General features: G+C 34.5%; 12 protein-coding genes. 8 read left to right on the top strand and 4 right to left on the bottom strand.

Translation table 11 applies throughout. From position 1 onward, the window contains the following. Positions 1-40 precede the first annotated feature (40 nt). The 4 genes from AB3G34_RS05525 to AB3G34_RS05510 form a co-directional block, all read right to left on the bottom strand. A complete protein-coding gene (locus AB3G34_RS05525) occupies positions 41-1,759 on the bottom strand; it encodes a serine hydrolase (protein ID WP_369753716.1) in 1,719 nt (572 codons plus the stop codon). A 93-nt stretch (positions 1,760-1,852) separates the two neighbouring features. Then, positions 1,853-2,482 (bottom strand): hypothetical protein, encoded by a 630-nt coding sequence (locus AB3G34_RS05520; protein WP_367769624.1) that lies wholly within the window; start codon positions 2,480-2,482, stop codon positions 1,853-1,855. Positions 2,483-2,496: 14 nt separating this feature from the next. Continuing rightward, positions 2,497-2,967, bottom strand: coding sequence for a hypothetical protein (locus tag AB3G34_RS05515; protein WP_367769621.1), 471 nt, complete (start codon positions 2,965-2,967; stop codon positions 2,497-2,499). 134 nt (positions 2,968-3,101) lie between these two features. After that, entirely contained in the window at positions 3,102-3,596 is a 495-nt protein-coding gene (locus AB3G34_RS05510; RefSeq protein ID WP_367769619.1) for a TlpA family protein disulfide reductase, read from the bottom strand. A gap of 181 nt (positions 3,597-3,777) precedes the next feature. Between AB3G34_RS05510 and recG the strand changes: the two genes are divergently transcribed. From recG to AB3G34_RS05470, 8 genes are all read left to right on the top strand, one after another. Further along, positions 3,778-5,883: an ATP-dependent DNA helicase RecG gene (gene recG, locus AB3G34_RS05505; RefSeq protein WP_367769616.1), complete on the top strand. Its 2,106-nt coding sequence runs from the start codon at positions 3,778-3,780 to the stop codon at positions 5,881-5,883. A gap of 281 nt (positions 5,884-6,164) precedes the next feature. Next, complete coding sequence (locus AB3G34_RS05500) at positions 6,165-7,223, top strand: efflux RND transporter periplasmic adaptor subunit (RefSeq protein ID WP_369753715.1); 1,059 nt, start codon at positions 6,165-6,167, stop codon at positions 7,221-7,223. Between the two features lie 68 nt (positions 7,224-7,291). Then, positions 7,292-10,387, top strand: coding sequence for an efflux RND transporter permease subunit (locus AB3G34_RS05495; protein WP_369753714.1), 3,096 nt, complete (start codon positions 7,292-7,294; stop codon positions 10,385-10,387). Between the two features lie 10 nt (positions 10,388-10,397). Beyond that, the gene (locus AB3G34_RS05490) at positions 10,398-11,702 is read left to right on the top strand and encodes a TolC family protein (protein ID WP_369753713.1); all 1,305 of its coding nucleotides are present in this window, start codon (positions 10,398-10,400) and stop codon (positions 11,700-11,702) included. 156 nt (positions 11,703-11,858) lie between these two features. Continuing rightward, on the top strand, positions 11,859-12,716 hold the full coding sequence (locus AB3G34_RS05485) for a bestrophin family protein (RefSeq protein ID WP_367752828.1): 858 nt from the start codon (positions 11,859-11,861) through the stop codon (positions 12,714-12,716). Between the two features lie 713 nt (positions 12,717-13,429). Next, the gene (locus tag AB3G34_RS05480; protein ID WP_369753712.1) at positions 13,430-14,887 is read left to right on the top strand and encodes an FAD-dependent oxidoreductase; all 1,458 of its coding nucleotides are present in this window, start codon (positions 13,430-13,432) and stop codon (positions 14,885-14,887) included. 65 nt (positions 14,888-14,952) lie between these two features. Then, the gene (locus AB3G34_RS05475; protein ID WP_369753711.1) at positions 14,953-15,750 is read left to right on the top strand and encodes a DUF1853 family protein; all 798 of its coding nucleotides are present in this window, start codon (positions 14,953-14,955) and stop codon (positions 15,748-15,750) included. A 148-nt stretch (positions 15,751-15,898) separates the two neighbouring features. Then, a complete protein-coding gene (locus AB3G34_RS05470) occupies positions 15,899-16,546 on the top strand; it encodes an HAD family hydrolase (RefSeq protein WP_369753710.1) in 648 nt (215 codons plus the stop codon). Positions 16,547-16,675 lie beyond the last annotated feature (129 nt).

Below are 16,675 nucleotides of genomic sequence, written 5' to 3'. Positions count from 1 at the left end.
GATTTATTAAAAGTTCTAAGACAAATATTTTAATAGGGACTTATTCCACTTTTTTAGCATTCATATCTTTTCCCATATTTAATGTCAAGCTATCAACATGTCCATTTTTATCGCTATTAAAAGTAAACTGAGCTGTAATTATTTTACTATAAAATCTATTTTGCGCCATTGGATATACAGTTGTAATTTTTTCGTTAGTTCCTTGAATATATAATTGCCCTTTATCCTCGGTTACTGTAAAAGAATAATTTTCATTTAACTGATATTTACCCAAATAGCTTTTAAGAACTTCTGGAGCAACTGTAACATCAGTAATTAAATCAGTTGTTGCAATCCCTAATTTTTTTAAAACGTTTTTTGCATTTGCATTATCTGGATTTAGTGCCACTGATTTTTTATAATTTTCGATAGCATTGACGGTGTCTTTTTGCAATAGATAAGCCTCTCCTAAACTATCATAAACATTTGAAGAGTTTGGATTTATTAGAACATTAAATTTAAATATCGAAAAGGCTTCCGATAATTTCTTTTCGTTAAGGAATTTGTAACCCAATTCATTAATAGCAGCATCGTCCATTGCATACTCATTTGGCTTCGATTGTATAGATTTAGTCGTTTTTGCAATAGCATCATCTACCGAGTTTACTTCTAATGCTTTTTGTAATTCTGAAAAAACGGTAATCTTAGGAATTTCATAAGGTTTAGACGCTAATATGTTTTCTATCGCCACATTCATCTCATCTTTATTAATAGCATTTCCAGCATTCGTAAGCCAGATATAAGTGCTTTTTTTCTCTAAATCCCTCATGATAAACGCACGGTAACCAAAATCACTTCCTGAGTGGTTAACTGATTTTTTTTCTGGAGTAACAAACCATCCAAATCCGTAATTAGATACTGAACCATCATTTAAAACAACAGGAGTAAACGCTTCTTGCATAGTTTTTTTAGAAACTAACTTTTCAGTATATAAAGCTTGATCCCATAAAAACAAATCATCAACATTTGAAAACATACTTGTAGAACCCGTGTGTGAAACTACATAATCGTCAAGTTCACCAATAACAGTATAACCAATAGCTCTATTTTTTAAATCAATTTTTGGTGTATCCCCAACCAAAGTATTTTTCATTTTTAATGGCTTAAAAATATTTTCTTTCAAAAATGCTGCTAAGGACTTATTCGAAACTTTTTCTACAATTAAACCCAACATAACGTAACCAGCATTATTATACACATAGCGCTCTCCAATGCCAGCGTCCAACGCTTCTCTTTCTTCTATTATTTTTAAAATTTCAGCATTCGTCAGGTTATATTTCTTAGCGAATGGCTGATATAATGGCATACCCGATGTTTGATTTAGTAAATTCCGTATTGTAATATCCTTCCCATAAACAGGGAATTCAGGGAAATACTTGGTGATTTTATCATCGTACGAAAGCTTATTTCTTTCTTTTAAAATCATTATTCCCATAGCAGTGAATTGCTTAGAAACAGATGCCAAATCAAAACAAAATTCTGGTTTTAATAACTGTTTTGTTTCTTTATTGGCATAGCCAAAAGCTTTGCGATAAATCACTTTTCCATTTTCAGCAACTAAAACAGTCCCATTAAATACACCACTTGCATGAGCTTGATTCATTAATTTATCTAGTTCTGCCGTTTTATTTTGCGCTACAGCATGTGGTAAACTAGTTAATAGAATAGTAATAGTTAAAAGTATTAATTTGAATAAAAATGGGGTTGTTGTTTTCTTCATTTTGGGACTTGTCTGAATTTATATTTTAATAATTTGAAGGGTGAAAAGTTTTTTCAAGTAGTAAATTTATAAGTTTCTTTAAATAAAAAGTATTTATTTTTCAAGTAAAATTTTATATGGAGGTAAAAGAAACTCTTCATTATTTTCTTTAGTTTCGATAATAGCTGTAGCTTCCATTCTTGCAATAAAATCGATAAAATAATAATCAACTCTAAGAAATACTGATTTCATAATATCAGTAATTTTATTTTTATTAAAAGCGGTGAAATTTTGAAAATATTCTGGACTTACTTTCAAATCATTTGCAAAATAATAGTCTTGTTTTCCTACACTGTCTCGAACACTTAATTTATCACAAACATGTCCCAAGATAGTATCGGCATTTTTAATAATTTCATACTCGAACTTGGTGTTTTTAATTTTTGAAGCAACGATATAAAATAACGTATCCGAATCTATTTTACTCTTCATGTACAACCTATTTTCCTTGGGATCATACAGTTGAAAAGCCATATATTGCGAGTTCGTAATTTGTTTATAAAATCCTTTCTTGGTTATAAATGTAGATGTACCTCCCAGAAATTTTATAATTTCAGGAGAATCAATAATCGCTTTACTATCCGTTTGATAATACGATAATTTATATTCAATTTTACCTTCAAAATCCTGACTGTAAACGGAAATTGAGATCAACAAAATAAAAGAAGTAACAATTTTTATCATACTAATATTTTGAATTAGTTAAAGACTGGATTAAAAATTTCATATTTTAAAGAAGTATTGGCTAGTATAAAATCAACAGCTATTTTTGTTTTATCCACTTTTGTTAATGTAATCACTTTGATTTTTTTTGTATGATTTTGATTAAGCAAATTTAAAGTAAAACTTACTACAGTAGTGTTTAAATCAGGCTCCCAATTGTGAAATTCTTTAATGTCATAGGAGTAATTATAGTTAGTAGATAACCTTCCTTTAAAAACGGTTACTATTTTAAAATCACATTTAATTGCTTTTTTATAAGTCAATTTTTCAAATAAAAAAACTCCATTATACAATTCATTCTTTTTAACCACCAACCCTTTCTTGGTAAACATCACTAATATGAAAATGAGGCTAAAAGCAAACAATCCTAATTTAATGTAAATAAATTCATTAGATCGCAATGAATACAACATTGCAAATAATGTAATTAAGCAACTAAATGTCAAAATAAATAAATTTTGAAATTGTTTAAAATCAAGATTCCTTTCTAAAATTATTCTTTGCATCGTAATTATTATACCAAAAATTAAAAAATCTTTAAATCCTTTAAATCCTTTAAAAGTGTTTTAGTGAAAATATTTTATTTTTTATATTCCCCAATGATCTTTTTTATAACTTCAGATGTTAATTCATATCCTCTTAATATCGGGTAACCTTCCCAACGTATAATCCCATCAGGATCTATTAAAATACAATGTGGAATAGCAGCTATCCCTAGAAAATCATACATTTTTCTATTGGTATCAATTGCACTATAATACTCAATTTTAGGGTCAATAAGTTTATTTACTTCCTCTTTTGTTTCATCGCTAATACCTATTACTACAAGATCATTTTCAAATTCTGTTTTAAACTTATTCAATTCTGGAATAGCTCTTTTACACGGACCACACCAAGTTGCCCAAAAATCTATTAAGATAAATTTTCCTTTTGTATTAGGCTTATCAGAAAGCCATTTTTCAACAGTGATTTTTGGCGCCTTTTGATTAATAATTGATTTAGCCCACATTTTTTTTTGCTGTGAGAAAACATTCAAAACAAACAAAAATGTGAAGAGTAATACTATTTTTTTCATTTTATTTTTTTTATTTCTAAAATCATATTTCAAATATACACTTTTTTCCTACATCACATTCCATCCGTCCCATTTCCAAATTTCCAAACAAAAAACTATCTTCGCTTCATCAAAATAAAAATCCGCATTAATCTGTGTTTTGCATTTGCAAATCCGTGTTACCCGCGTCCAATACAGTCAAATGAATAACCTCCTACTTACTCCCATTGAATATTTGAAAGGCGTTGGTCCCAGTCGGGGCGAATTGCTACGCAAGGAATTGGGGATTCATAAGTATGCCGATTTAATCAATTTTTACCCCAACCGTTACATTGATCGCACCCGTTATTACAAAATCAATGAATTGCAAAATAATGTAGCCGAAGTTCAAATCATTGGTAAAATTATCAATGTCAAAACGGTGGAGTTTGGTAAAGGCAGGAAACGATTAGTAGCAACGTTTGTCGACGATACTGGACAAATGGAACTAGTATGGTTTCAAGGACATAAATGGGTTCGTGAATCACTCAAAATCAATGAGGTTTGCGTTATTTTTGGAAAATGCACGTCGTTCAATGGTATGTACAATATGTCACATCCTGAAATTGAATTATTGAGCGAACATGAAAAAAGTTTACGCTCCGCCATGCAACCCGTTTATCCTTCGACAGAAACACTCACAAATCGTGGTATTTCAAACCGTACGATTAACAAAATCATGCAACAGTTGTTTCTTGAAACGCATACTTTGTTTACCGAAACGCTTCCGGATTATCTCATTGCTGAACTAAAGCTGATTTCTAAAAAAGACGCTTTAATCAATATCCATTTTCCTAAAAGCACCGAAGCTTTGGCGAAAGCCCAATTCCGATTAAAATTTGAAGAATTGTTTTTTATTCAGTTGCAGTTAATTACTAAAAACCTGATTCAGAAACATAAAATCAAAGGGCATCCTTTTACTGTTGTAGGTGAATTTTTTAATGAATTTTATCAAAATCACCTGCCTTTTGAACTCACAGGAGCACAAAAAAGAGTGATTAAAGAAATAAGAACGGACATGGGTAGCAATGCCCAAATGAACCGATTATTACAAGGTGACGTAGGTTCTGGAAAAACGATTGTGGCATTTATGACGATGTTATTGGCGCTTGATAATGGTTTTCAAGCCTGCTTGATGGCGCCTACCGAAATCTTGGCAAATCAGCATTTTATAGGATTATCAGAATTAGCTAAGGAACTGAATATTAACATTAAACTACTCACTGGTTCAAGTAAGACTGCAGCACGAAGAATCATTCACGAAGAACTAGAAAATGGGACTTTGCAAATTCTGATTGGTACACATGCATTGCTAGAAGACAAGGTGAAATTCAAAAATTTAGGATTAGCAGTAATTGATGAGCAACACCGTTTTGGTGTGGAGCAGCGCTCTAAATTGTGGAAGAAAAACGTGATTCCGCCACATGTTTTAGTGATGACAGCAACGCCTATTCCTAGAACATTAGCCATGAGTTTGTATGGCGATCTGGATATATCTGTGATTGATGAATTACCTCCAGGAAGAAAACCCATTCAAACGGTACATCGTTTTGATAGCAACCGCTTAAAAGTTTGGAAATTCATACGCGATGAAATTGCGATAGGACGCCAAATTTACATTGTTTATCCGCTGATTCAAGAATCGGAGAAAATGGATTTCAAAGATTTAATGGACGGCTATGAGAGTATTTCTCGTGATTTTCCGCTACCCCAATATGCCATTTCAATTTTACACGGAAAAATGAAACCTGCCGATAAAGATGCTGAAATGAAACGCTTCTCCGAAGGTAAAACCAATATAATGGTCGCAACTACTGTAATAGAGGTGGGTGTTAATGTACCCAATGCTTCAGTAATGATTATAGAAAGTGCGGAACGTTTTGGCCTTTCACAACTACACCAGTTACGAGGTCGCGTAGGGCGTGGTGCCGACCAAAGTTATTGCATCTTGATGACGAGTCATAAATTGAGTTCGGATAGTAAAACCCGAATGGAAACCATGGTGAGTACTAACGATGGTTTTGAAATTGCCGAAGTCGACCTTAAACTTCGTGGTCCTGGAAACTTAATGGGAACGCAGCAAAGTGGTGTACTTAATCTTCAAATTGCTGATATTGTAAAAGACAGAGACATTTTGGCGTTAGCCAGAAACCATGCTATGAAAATATTAAAAGAAGATGCTCCGTTGCAAAAACCAGAACATGCTTCCCTAAGAGCAGTTTATATTGAATTGACCAAAAAGAAAAATATTTGGAACTATATCAGTTAGTATTTTTTTTAAAATATTTTTCCCTTTTCCTTTAAACCTTTTAACCATTTTAACGTCCTACTACCATTTAAGAATGATATCAATTGTTTTTCTGAATTTTAAAAATGAGCCTCTCCATTACTATTTCTGAGGATTCATTCATTTTTTTCCATTTATTAAAAATATTTGTATAGACAAACGTTAAATAAAAATTAACAAATTGCTGATTCGGAAATGAAAACCTAAATTTGATTTTTTAACATAATATTATAAAACCCTAATCCTTACTTTACTCAATAACTATGAAAATAAAATACTTTATATACACTTTGTTAATTGTTGGTTTCGGTGCTTTTATCACGTATCGAATTATGGAAAATAAAGAAAAATCGGAAGCAGGAAATGATAAATCAGGAAAACCAAAAGCCATGCGTTTGTCAGGAATTGTGGTTCAACCGCAAACTTTTGATAACAATTTATCCCTTTCGGGTTCAATTGAAGCCAATGAGCAAGTAGAGATTCGATCTGAAGTATCTGGAATTGTAGAAAGTATAAATTTTCAAGAAGGAACCAATGTCAGTAAAGGACAATTGCTTTTTAAAGTTAATGATACCGAATTAAGAGCGCAACTAAGTCAAGCCAATACCAAAGAAAGTTTAGCTTCAGAAAACGAGCGAAGAGCTAAACTTTTATTACAAAAGGAAGCCATCAGTCAAGAAGAATATGATGTGGCAAGAGCCGAATACGCTTCAACAAAAGCGCAAAGTCAATTGATTAAAGCCCAAATTGCCAAAACAGCAGTCAGAGCTCCGTTTTCAGGTAGAATTGGTTTGCGTTCGATTTCCAAAGGAACCTATATTACTCCTACAGTTTTAGTAGCCAAACTCGTGAACATTGGTCAATTAAAAATCACCTTTTCGATTCCTGAAAAATATGCCAATCAAATAAAAAATAACACCAATCTGAATTTTACAGTGGCGGGATCTTCTGATACGTATTCAGCCAAAGTATATGCTATAGAGCCGGCTGTAGAAATTGCTACCAGAACATTACAAGTTCGTGCGATTACAGATAATAAAGATGGGAAATTGTTACCTGGAACTTTTGCTAATGTCGAATTACCACTAGATGTCATTAAAGATGCTATTGTTGTTCCTAGCCAAGCGGTGATTCCAGTGCAAAACGGTAAAAAAGTGTTCATTTCTGATATGGGAAAAGCCAAAGAAATAATGGTGGAAACTGCCACTAGAACGGATGCTTCTCTATTAATTTTATCGGGATTAAAAGCGGGTGATACTGTAATTACAACTGGTGTAATGGCATTAAAAAATGATGCTCCTGTTAAAGTAACCGTTAAATAGATTTAGGGTATCCGATTCAAAGTCGAAATCTTAGCCTTCAAATCAGCAATAAAAAAATAAAAATCTAAATGAGTTTATCTACACTAAGTATTAAAAGACCCGTGATGACTATTGTTATGAATTTAACAATAGTATTATTTGGGATTATAGGATATACCTACCTTGGCGTTCGAGAATTTCCTTCTATAGATCCCGCTCAAGTTTCTATTCGTACCAATTATACTGGTGCTAATAGTGATATTATAGAGTCACAAATTACGGAACCACTTGAAAAAGCAATCAACTCGATTGACGGAATTAGAAATATCACTTCTTCCAGTACACAAGGAAGTAGCAATATCACGGTAGAATTTAACTTGGATAAAGACTTAGAAGAAGCCGCCAATGATGTTCGTGACAAAGTATCTCAAGCCATTCGAAGCTTACCACAAGATATTGATGCGCCACCTGTAGTTTCTAAGGCTGATGCCAATAGTGATGCAATTATTTCGATGACCGTACAAAGTGACACTCGTAGTCCACTAGAATTAAGTGATTATGCGGAAAATGTAATTTCACAACGTTTAGAAACCATTCCTGGGGTAAGTGGTGTTCAAATTTGGGGTCAAAAGCGCTACGCCATGCGACTTTGGATTGATCCTGTAAAACTAGCTTCCTACGGATTGACAGTAGCCGAAGTGCGCACCGCATTGAATGCACAAAATGTCGAATTGCCTTCAGGAAAATTAACGGGTGATAATACGGAGTTGACCGTAAAAACGGTTGGAAACTTAGCAACTGCCGAAGAATTCAATAATATCATCATCCGAACGAATGGTGATAAAATTGTCCGTTTAAGTGATGTAGGTAGAGCCGAATTAGGCCCTGAAAATATCGAAACCAAATTAAGTCAGTCAGGTTTACCATTGATTGGTCTTGCGATTGTTCCTCGTCCAGGCGCAAATTATCTAGATATTTCGAAATCTTTTTATGAGCAATTCGAAGCGTTAAAGAAGGATTTGCCAAAGGATATCAAATTAAACATTGCGCTTGACAATACCATTTTTGTAAAAAAATCAGTACTGGAAGTGGCCGAAACCTTAGGGATTTCTATTCTTTTGGTGATTTTAATTATCTACTTATTTTTTAGAGATTGGGCTATTGCTTTTAGACCTTTAATTGACATCCCAGTTTCTTTGATTGCAACCTTTTTCATCATGTGGTTGTTTGGTTTTTCAATCAATGTTTTGACTTTATTAGCCATTGTTTTAGCAACAGGATTAGTAGTTGATGACGGAATTGTTGTCACCGAAAATATTTTCAAAAAAGTAGAAGAAGGTATGACGCCTATCGAGGCAGCTATTAAAGGGTCTAACGAAATCTTTTTTGCAGTAATCTCTATTTCAATCACCTTGGCTGCAGTATTCTTACCTGTAATATTTCTGGAAGGATTTGTGGGCCGACTCTTTCGAGAGTTTGGCGTCGTAATTGGTGCGGCGGTTTTAATTTCGGCCTTTGTATCGTTAACTCTTACACCCATGTTGAATGCCTATTTAATGAAAGGTGGCGAACAAAAAAAATCAAAATTCTACGTTTTAACCGAACCGTATTTCCAAAAATTAAACACTAATTATGCCGATGCGCTAAGTCGTTTTATGGCTAAAAAATGGTGGAGTTTCCCCATCTTATTTGCTTGCTTTGCTTTGATTTTTGTTTTTTATAATTTGATCCAAAAAGAAACTGCACCTTATGATGACCGTAGTTCTTTAATTCTAAGAATGACTGCTCCTGAAGGTGCGAGTTATGAATATACGGACCGATTCATGCAAGAAATCGCCCAATTGGTAGATGACTCTATTCCGGAGAAAAAAGTAAGTTTGGTGGTGACTTCCCCTGGTTTTGGTTCTTCCTCAGTGAATAGTGGTTTTATGCGTCTTTCGTTAAAAGAACCAAGTGAAAGAAAACTATCCCAAGATGAAATTGCCGAAAAATTAACCAAATGGACCAAACAATATCCGGATGCCAAAACATCAGTGACACAACAGCCTACCATCGCCGTAAATAGACGTGGTGGTTTGCCTATTCAATACATCATTCAAACCCAAAGTTTTGCTAAGTTAGAAGAGAAAATTCCATTATTTATGGAGGAAGCGGCCAACAATCCTACTTTTGCCATGACCGATGTGAATTTGAAATTCAACAAACCTGAAATCAACGTAACTATTGACCGTGAAAAAGCGGAGAGTTTAGGTATTTCAGTAATTGATATTGCACAAACTTTGCAGTTGTCATTAAGTGGACAACGTTTTGGCTATTTCATGAAAAAAGGAAAACAATACCAAGTTATTGGACAATTTGACCAAAAAGACCGTTCGAAACCATTGGATTTAACCTCAATGTATGTTAAAAACAACAAAGGGGATTTAATCCAAATGGATAATATAGTGAGTATTGAGGAACAAAGTAAACCACCACAGTTGTATCATAACAATCGATTCATGTCGGCTACTGTTTCTGCAGCGCTCGCTCCAGGCAAAAGTATCAGTGATGGAATTGAAGCTATGGAACAAATTAGAGCCAAAGTACTTGACGATACTTTTACTACCGATTTAGGTGGAGAATCTAGGGATTTTGTAGAGAGTAGTTCGAATACTTCTTTTGCTTTTGGATTGGCTTTGCTATTAATATTTTTAATCTTGGCGGCACAATTTGAAAGTTTTATTGATCCATTTATTATTATTCTTACCGTTCCTATGGCTGTGGCAGGAGCCTTATTTTCCTTATGGTTATTTGACCAAACTTGGAATATTTTTAGCCAAATTGGAACTGTAATGCTAATAGGTTTAGTAACCAAAAACGGAATCTTAATTGTCGAATTTGCGAATCAACTTCGAGAACAAGGCAAACCAAAATTACAAGCCATTCTAGAAGCTTCAGAGGCGCGTTTGAGACCTATTTTAATGACGAGTTTAGCAATTTCCTTGGGAGCTTTACCAATCGCTATGTCGCTTGGTGCCGCTTCGACAAGTAGAATTGGAATGGGAGTTGTAATTGTAGGAGGAACTATTTTCTCATTGGTATTAACCTTATTTGTAATTCCAGCACTTTATTTTATGTGGTCTAAAGCCCGCAAGCATTACCCAGAATTTGAACACATTGAGGAATATGAAAACGAAAGTAAATAAAAAGACGAACATGAAAATAATATTCAAAAGTGTACTATTGCTGTTCTTCTGTTTCATTAAAGTAAATGCACAGGAAGTATTATCATTAGAAGATGCTGTAAAAATAGCCTTAGAAAACAATTACGAAATTAAGATTGCCAAAAACGATTTAAAAATAGATCAAACGAATGTGACAGCAGGAAATGCGGGAATGTTACCCAAAGCCACTGCCTCTATAACGCAAAACAACAACCTGCAAAATTTGTCACAAACCCGTACTGATGGTACTTCAACCAGTTTGAATAATGCCAAAAGCAACAGTTTAAATTATGGCGTGGGTCTGGATTGGACTATTTTTGATGGCTTTAAAATGTTTGCTAGAAAAGATCAATTGCAAGAATTACAAAAACTTGGTGAAACCCAGTTGAAACTCACCATTATTACAAAAATAAGTGATGTGCAAACCGCTTATTACAATTTGGTACAGCAACAGCAACAATTGGCAGCTTTAGACACTACTATTGTTATTTCGAATCAAAGAGTGAATCTGGCCAAAAATCGGTTTACTATTGGTAAAGCATCTAAACTGGAGGTTTTAAATGCGCAGGTAGACATTAATACGGATAAAGTGACTTTGCTAAGACAACAAGAATTATATAAAAATTCTAAGATCGCACTCAATCAGCTTTTGGCTAGAGATACCCAAATTGATTTTAAAGTCGTTTCAGATTTTACGATGAAAAGCAAACTGGAATTTGCCGAATTAAAGGCATTAGCCGAAAAGCAAAACCCACAAATAGAAGCTTTAGTCATCAGTAAAAAAGTAGCTGAACTCGAATTAAAACAAGTAAAATCAGGGCGCTACCCTACTGTAAAAGTGAATACTGGTTATAATTTTGCCGAAAGTCATTCCAGTCTTGGTTTTACTACGCAATCATCGGCACGTGGATTAAATTATGGTTTTAGTGCTTCTTTGAACTTGTTTGATGGCTTTGCGCAAAAAAGAAATGAGACCATTGCCAACATTGAAATTGAAAATTCAACCCTGCAAATAGAGCAACAAAATCAAGCCTTAAACACGCAATTGGCTACTTCCTACCAAACCTATTTAACCAATTTAGAATTGATTGATTTGGAAGAGACAAATGAAGCGATTGCCAAACAAAATTTAGATATAACCTTAGATAAATTCCATATTGGTACTATTACCACACTCGAATTTAGAACGGCGCAATTGAATTATGTCAATGCTAAAGTCCGTTATAGCGATGCCCAGTTTCAGGCAAAATTATCCGAAATTGCGTTGAAAGAATTAGCGGGAGCTATCCAATTTTAAATTAGATTTGTAGCAAATCTGAGGAATAGAACATAGACATTATAAAAAGAATTCTTGAAATTAGATAAAGTAATCATCTGGTTTTCGGTAAATAACTTCTAAGTGCAATCCTCAGACTTTACGACTTTAGGACTTTTTAACTTTCGACTTACTAAAATGATTTCATACAACCCAAAAGACTGGATTACGTTTATTTTTCGTTTTCACAAAGCCGACACTTTTCGGCAGCTGATTCCCATGATGATTTTCATAGGTACCTATTCAGCTGGGATTGCCTATCTTGAAATCGAATATTGGGAATTGCCAGAAAACAGTCATGTCAAGAACATTTCTATCATGCATGGCATGCTGGGATTTGTGATTTCATTATTGCTCGTTTTCAGGACCAATACCGCTTACGATCGCTGGTGGGAAGGACGTAAAATATGGGGAAGTTTAGTAAATAACTCTCGAAATCTAGCTATAAAACTGTCCGTTATTTTACAGGAAGAATCGGACCGTGCTTTTTTCAGGAAATTAATTCCTAGCTATGCTTCTATCTTGAACAAACATTTAAAAGACGAAGAAACCAGCAAGCAACTTTTTGAAGATATCATCATCGAGCACCACAAACACAGACCCAATCAAGTGGCCAAAATTTTATTTCACAAGATCAATGACCTTTATAATTCTAAGAAAATAACGGGTGACCAACTCATTATTTTGAACCACGAGATCCAGTCTTTGACTGATATTTGTGGCGCTTGCGAAAGAATCAAGAATACGCCTATCCCCTATTCTTACAGTGCTTTTATTAAGAAATTCATTTTCTTTTACGTGATGACCTTACCATTTGGGTACGTATTCAATTTGGGGTATTATGTGATTCCTGTAGTAGTTTTCATATTCTACGTTTTGGCAAGCTTAGAGTTAATTGCCGAAGAAATCGAAGATCCTTTTGGCCATGACGACAATGATTTACCTACCAAAAAAATTGCCGAAAACATCAAGCGCCACGTCGAAGAATTGCTGTAAATTAAATACATTTTAGTTTTTTTTAGGAGCTTATCCCGTCATTCGTTACAGTCTTTTTGTAATAAAACCCTTTTTCTAGGCTGTTGCAGGAGCTTCCTTTGGTCGCTCTGCCCCAACCAGAAAAAGTGGTTTTCTCCCTGCAAAGACTTTCACTACTACCGGGGCTAATAAACCTGTGCTAAATAATGACGTTTACGGTTTCCCTTAATCAAATTCATAGCGAGGAACGAAGCTATCTCACTAAAACAAATCGACTATAAAGCTAAAAAAATATCGCAATGGAAATACTGGATGAGATTCCTCATTCTTCGGAATGACAATATTGTAGAAATATAATGAGAAACCAATATTATACCAGACTTAAAGTCGTAGCGAGGAACGAAGCTATCTCACTCAAACATCGACAATAAAACTAAAAAACTATTGCAACGGAAATACTAGATGAGATTGCTTCGTTCCTCGCAGTGACAAAGTGTATAAAATTCTCCTGCCTAAGTACTAAAACCGTGCAACTAGATTATCGTCATATAGATTTATAAAAAGGCAACAGCAGTCCCTATCCAGTAACATACTTATTGGAAATATCGTTTTTAATCGTATTTTCGTACCACTGAAAACACTCGTTTTCATAAGTTCTAAATTGGCTAGAGGCTGGAGTAAGTAGTTGAAAATAAATACCCATTTGGGTTAAAATCAAGTGAAATAAAGAGAAATTGAAAAAGGTAGAAAATACAGCAACAAGCTGGACTTTGTGTCCCGATTGTAGAGGTCGCGGCAAAAAAAGTCGGGGACTATCTAAGAAATTGCGAGACCGCTACCAGATAGCAATTGATCTATTTGAAAAAACAAATGGTAAAGGAGTAGCGCCTATTCCTCCAAAAGGGCACTTATATACCTGCATGAACTGCAATGGGTCTGGCTTGATTGCTTCTGACAGCCCTCCTATTGCTGATAAAGAAAACTTTCCACACGTTGCTATTATTGGTGGTGGTATAGGTGGAGTTGCTCTAGCGGTGGCATGCTTGCACCGCGGAATCCCTTTTACCCTTTATGAACGCGATACCAACTTTGATGCTCGATCTCAGGGTTATGGACTTACATTGCAGCAAGCTAGCAAAGCGATCGAAGGATTGGGGATTTTCTCATTAAAAGAAGGGGTACTTTCAACACGACATCTCGTTCATACTCCAGAAGGAAAAGTGATTGGAGAGTGGGGAATTAGAAAACGGATGCAGAATGATGAGAAAACATCTTCGAAACGGACCAATGTCCATATCGCAAGACAATCTTTGCGCTTAGCGCTCTTGGAGCAACTTGGCGGAAATGATTCGGTACAATGGGGACATCAGTTGGTCCATATTAAAGAATCAAAAGAGAGTGGTGTTCATCTCACCTTTGAGGTAAATGGAGAGAAGAAAAAGGCAACAGCAGATCTTGTGGTTGGTGCCGATGGTATTCGTAGTTCCGTTAGGAAGTTGCTGATTGGTGAAAACAGTACTCCCTTGCGTTATCTAGATTGTATTGTGATTTTGGGTATTTGTCCTTTGGCGGATCTTGAAGGACTAAATAGTTCTTTGCTGGACTCGGCCACCGTATTTCAAACTGCCAATGGCCATGAACGAATTTACATGATGCCATATAAAACAGACTCGGTAATGTGGCAATTGAGTTTCCCCATGTCAGAAAAAGAGGCGAAGGAATTAAGTTCTCAAGGACCACGAGCACTGAAGGAAGAAGCCTGTCGCAGGACGCAATGGCACGATCCTATTCCACAGATTTTAGCGGCGACTCCAGAAAGTCATGTTTCTGGCTATCCCGTGTACGACCGAAAATTACTAGAAACAGTATTATTAGAAAAGGCAGGAAATGTAACCGTGATAGGCGATGCAGCACACCCAATGAGTCCATTCAAAGGACAAGGAGCAAATCAAGCACTACTGGATGCGCTTTCTTTAGCTAAGAGAATCTATAGTGGATGTCAACCTTTTTCTCAATGGAGAAAAGTAGGATTGAGAGAAAGTGTATTAAAAGAATTCGAGTTCGAAATGCTGGAACGTTCTTCCATCAAAGTCAAAGATTCAGCCTCGGCTGCAGAGTTTCTGCATTCTGAAATAGTCCTCCATGAAGGTGATGAGCCTAGAGGTAGAATTTTAAAGAAAAAAGATAGTTAACAATTAAGCTGCTCAATATTTTAGCGGGAGACTCATTGTAGTATAAAAAACTTGAATGCATTTTAATGAAAACTAAATCTAGGATAGCTTCAATTCTAAAAGCAAATTGTTTAGACAGTACGGTTACTGGTATGCCTACTTTTTATTTGTCAGAATTAATCCTTCAAAACGACCAAGATTTCCAATTACCAACCAATGTGAGATTGGGCCATTTAGCCGAAAAAATTGTTTCTGAATTAATAAAATTGTCTACAAACTATAAGGTATTATATGAAAATTCTCAAATAATTGAAGACCAAAAAACCATAGGCGAAATTGATTTTATAGTAGAGAACAGCATAGATAAGAAGTTAATTCACATAGAATTAGCTTATAAATTTTATTTGCTTGATCCAAGTATTTCTTCGGAATTCATAAACAACTGGATTGGTCCCAACAGAAACGATTCTTTACACCAAAAATTAGATAAATTAAAAAGTAAACAATTCCCTCTATTATACCATAGCTGTACAAAATCAAAATTTAGCACCATTGACATAAACACTATTTCGCAAGCTTTATGCTTGTTAGTGAGTTTGTTTATTCCTTATGAATTTAACACAAAACTACCTCCTGCCTATCAGAAAGCAGTAAAAGGATATTACTTCAATTTAGAGACTTTCAATAGCATTGACAATCCAGAAAAACAATATTATTTACCATCAAAAAAGGAATGGGGAATAAGGCCTTCTGAAAATGAAATTTGGAATGATTATAAAGGCATCGAAAATCAAATGAATACAAGCCTAAAGGAAAAACAATCGGTATTGTGCTGGCAAAAATATAAGGAAGACCATTTGTCTTTTTTTATTGTTTGGTGGTAGTTTGTATAAATTATTCCAATGCCACGGTACTTAAAAGCAACAATAATATTAAAAAAGGCAGGACTAAAAATAACAATATTCCTATCTTTGGGACATTTCCAAATATAATTGAAATGCATGTCCTTTCGATTAAATAAAACAATAACAAATGAGATTTAAAGGAGTAATTTTTGATTTAGATGGAACATTAGTTAATTCACTTGAAGACATTGCTGATGCGATGAATAATGTGCTACAAAGCCTAGACTTCGCTACTCATAGTTATGACGATTATCAATATTTTATAGGTAGTGGTCTCCGTAATTTGGTTAGTAAAGCCTTGCCAGAGAACCATAAGGATGAGAACCAAATTGATTGTTGTTACCAATTGATGGTAAAGGAATATCGTTCTATTTGTACGCGTAAAACAAAACAGTATGATGGTGTTTTTAAATTACTGGATCAACTGATTGAGCGTGGAATTAAACTGAGTATTTTTTCAAATAAAGCTGAGGATTTGACTCAAGAAATCACTACCGCCCTATTTCCTAATTATTTTAATCCAGTTATAGGTTTAACAACGGAGCCTCTTAAAAAACCCAATCCATTTAAAGCTACAGCAATAAGCCAAAATTTAGAACTGAAACCCGAAGAAATTATTTTTGTAGGCGATTCAGGAATAGATATGCAAACAGCTACTAATGCTAATATGTATGCCGTAGGTGTATCTTGGGGCTATAGACCAAAAGAAGAATTGCTATCCAATGGTGCCAAAAAAGTTTTAGATCATCCCTTAGATTTAATTTCGATTTTATAAGATGTATTGCTTTTCAATATTATACTTCATTTACACAAAAAATAATCCACAGCTCCACTTTAATTGATATGAACAAATAAACGCATTTTAACCACATCTAAAGTTAAGGAGACTTTAGACAAACTGCTA

It is taken from the genome of Flavobacterium sp. WC2409 (genome assembly GCF_041200085.1).
GTDB lineage: Bacteria > Bacteroidota > Bacteroidia > Flavobacteriales > Flavobacteriaceae > Flavobacterium.
The sequence above is the reverse complement of the archived record's forward strand: the minus strand, read 5'-3'. Positions and strand labels throughout refer to the sequence as shown.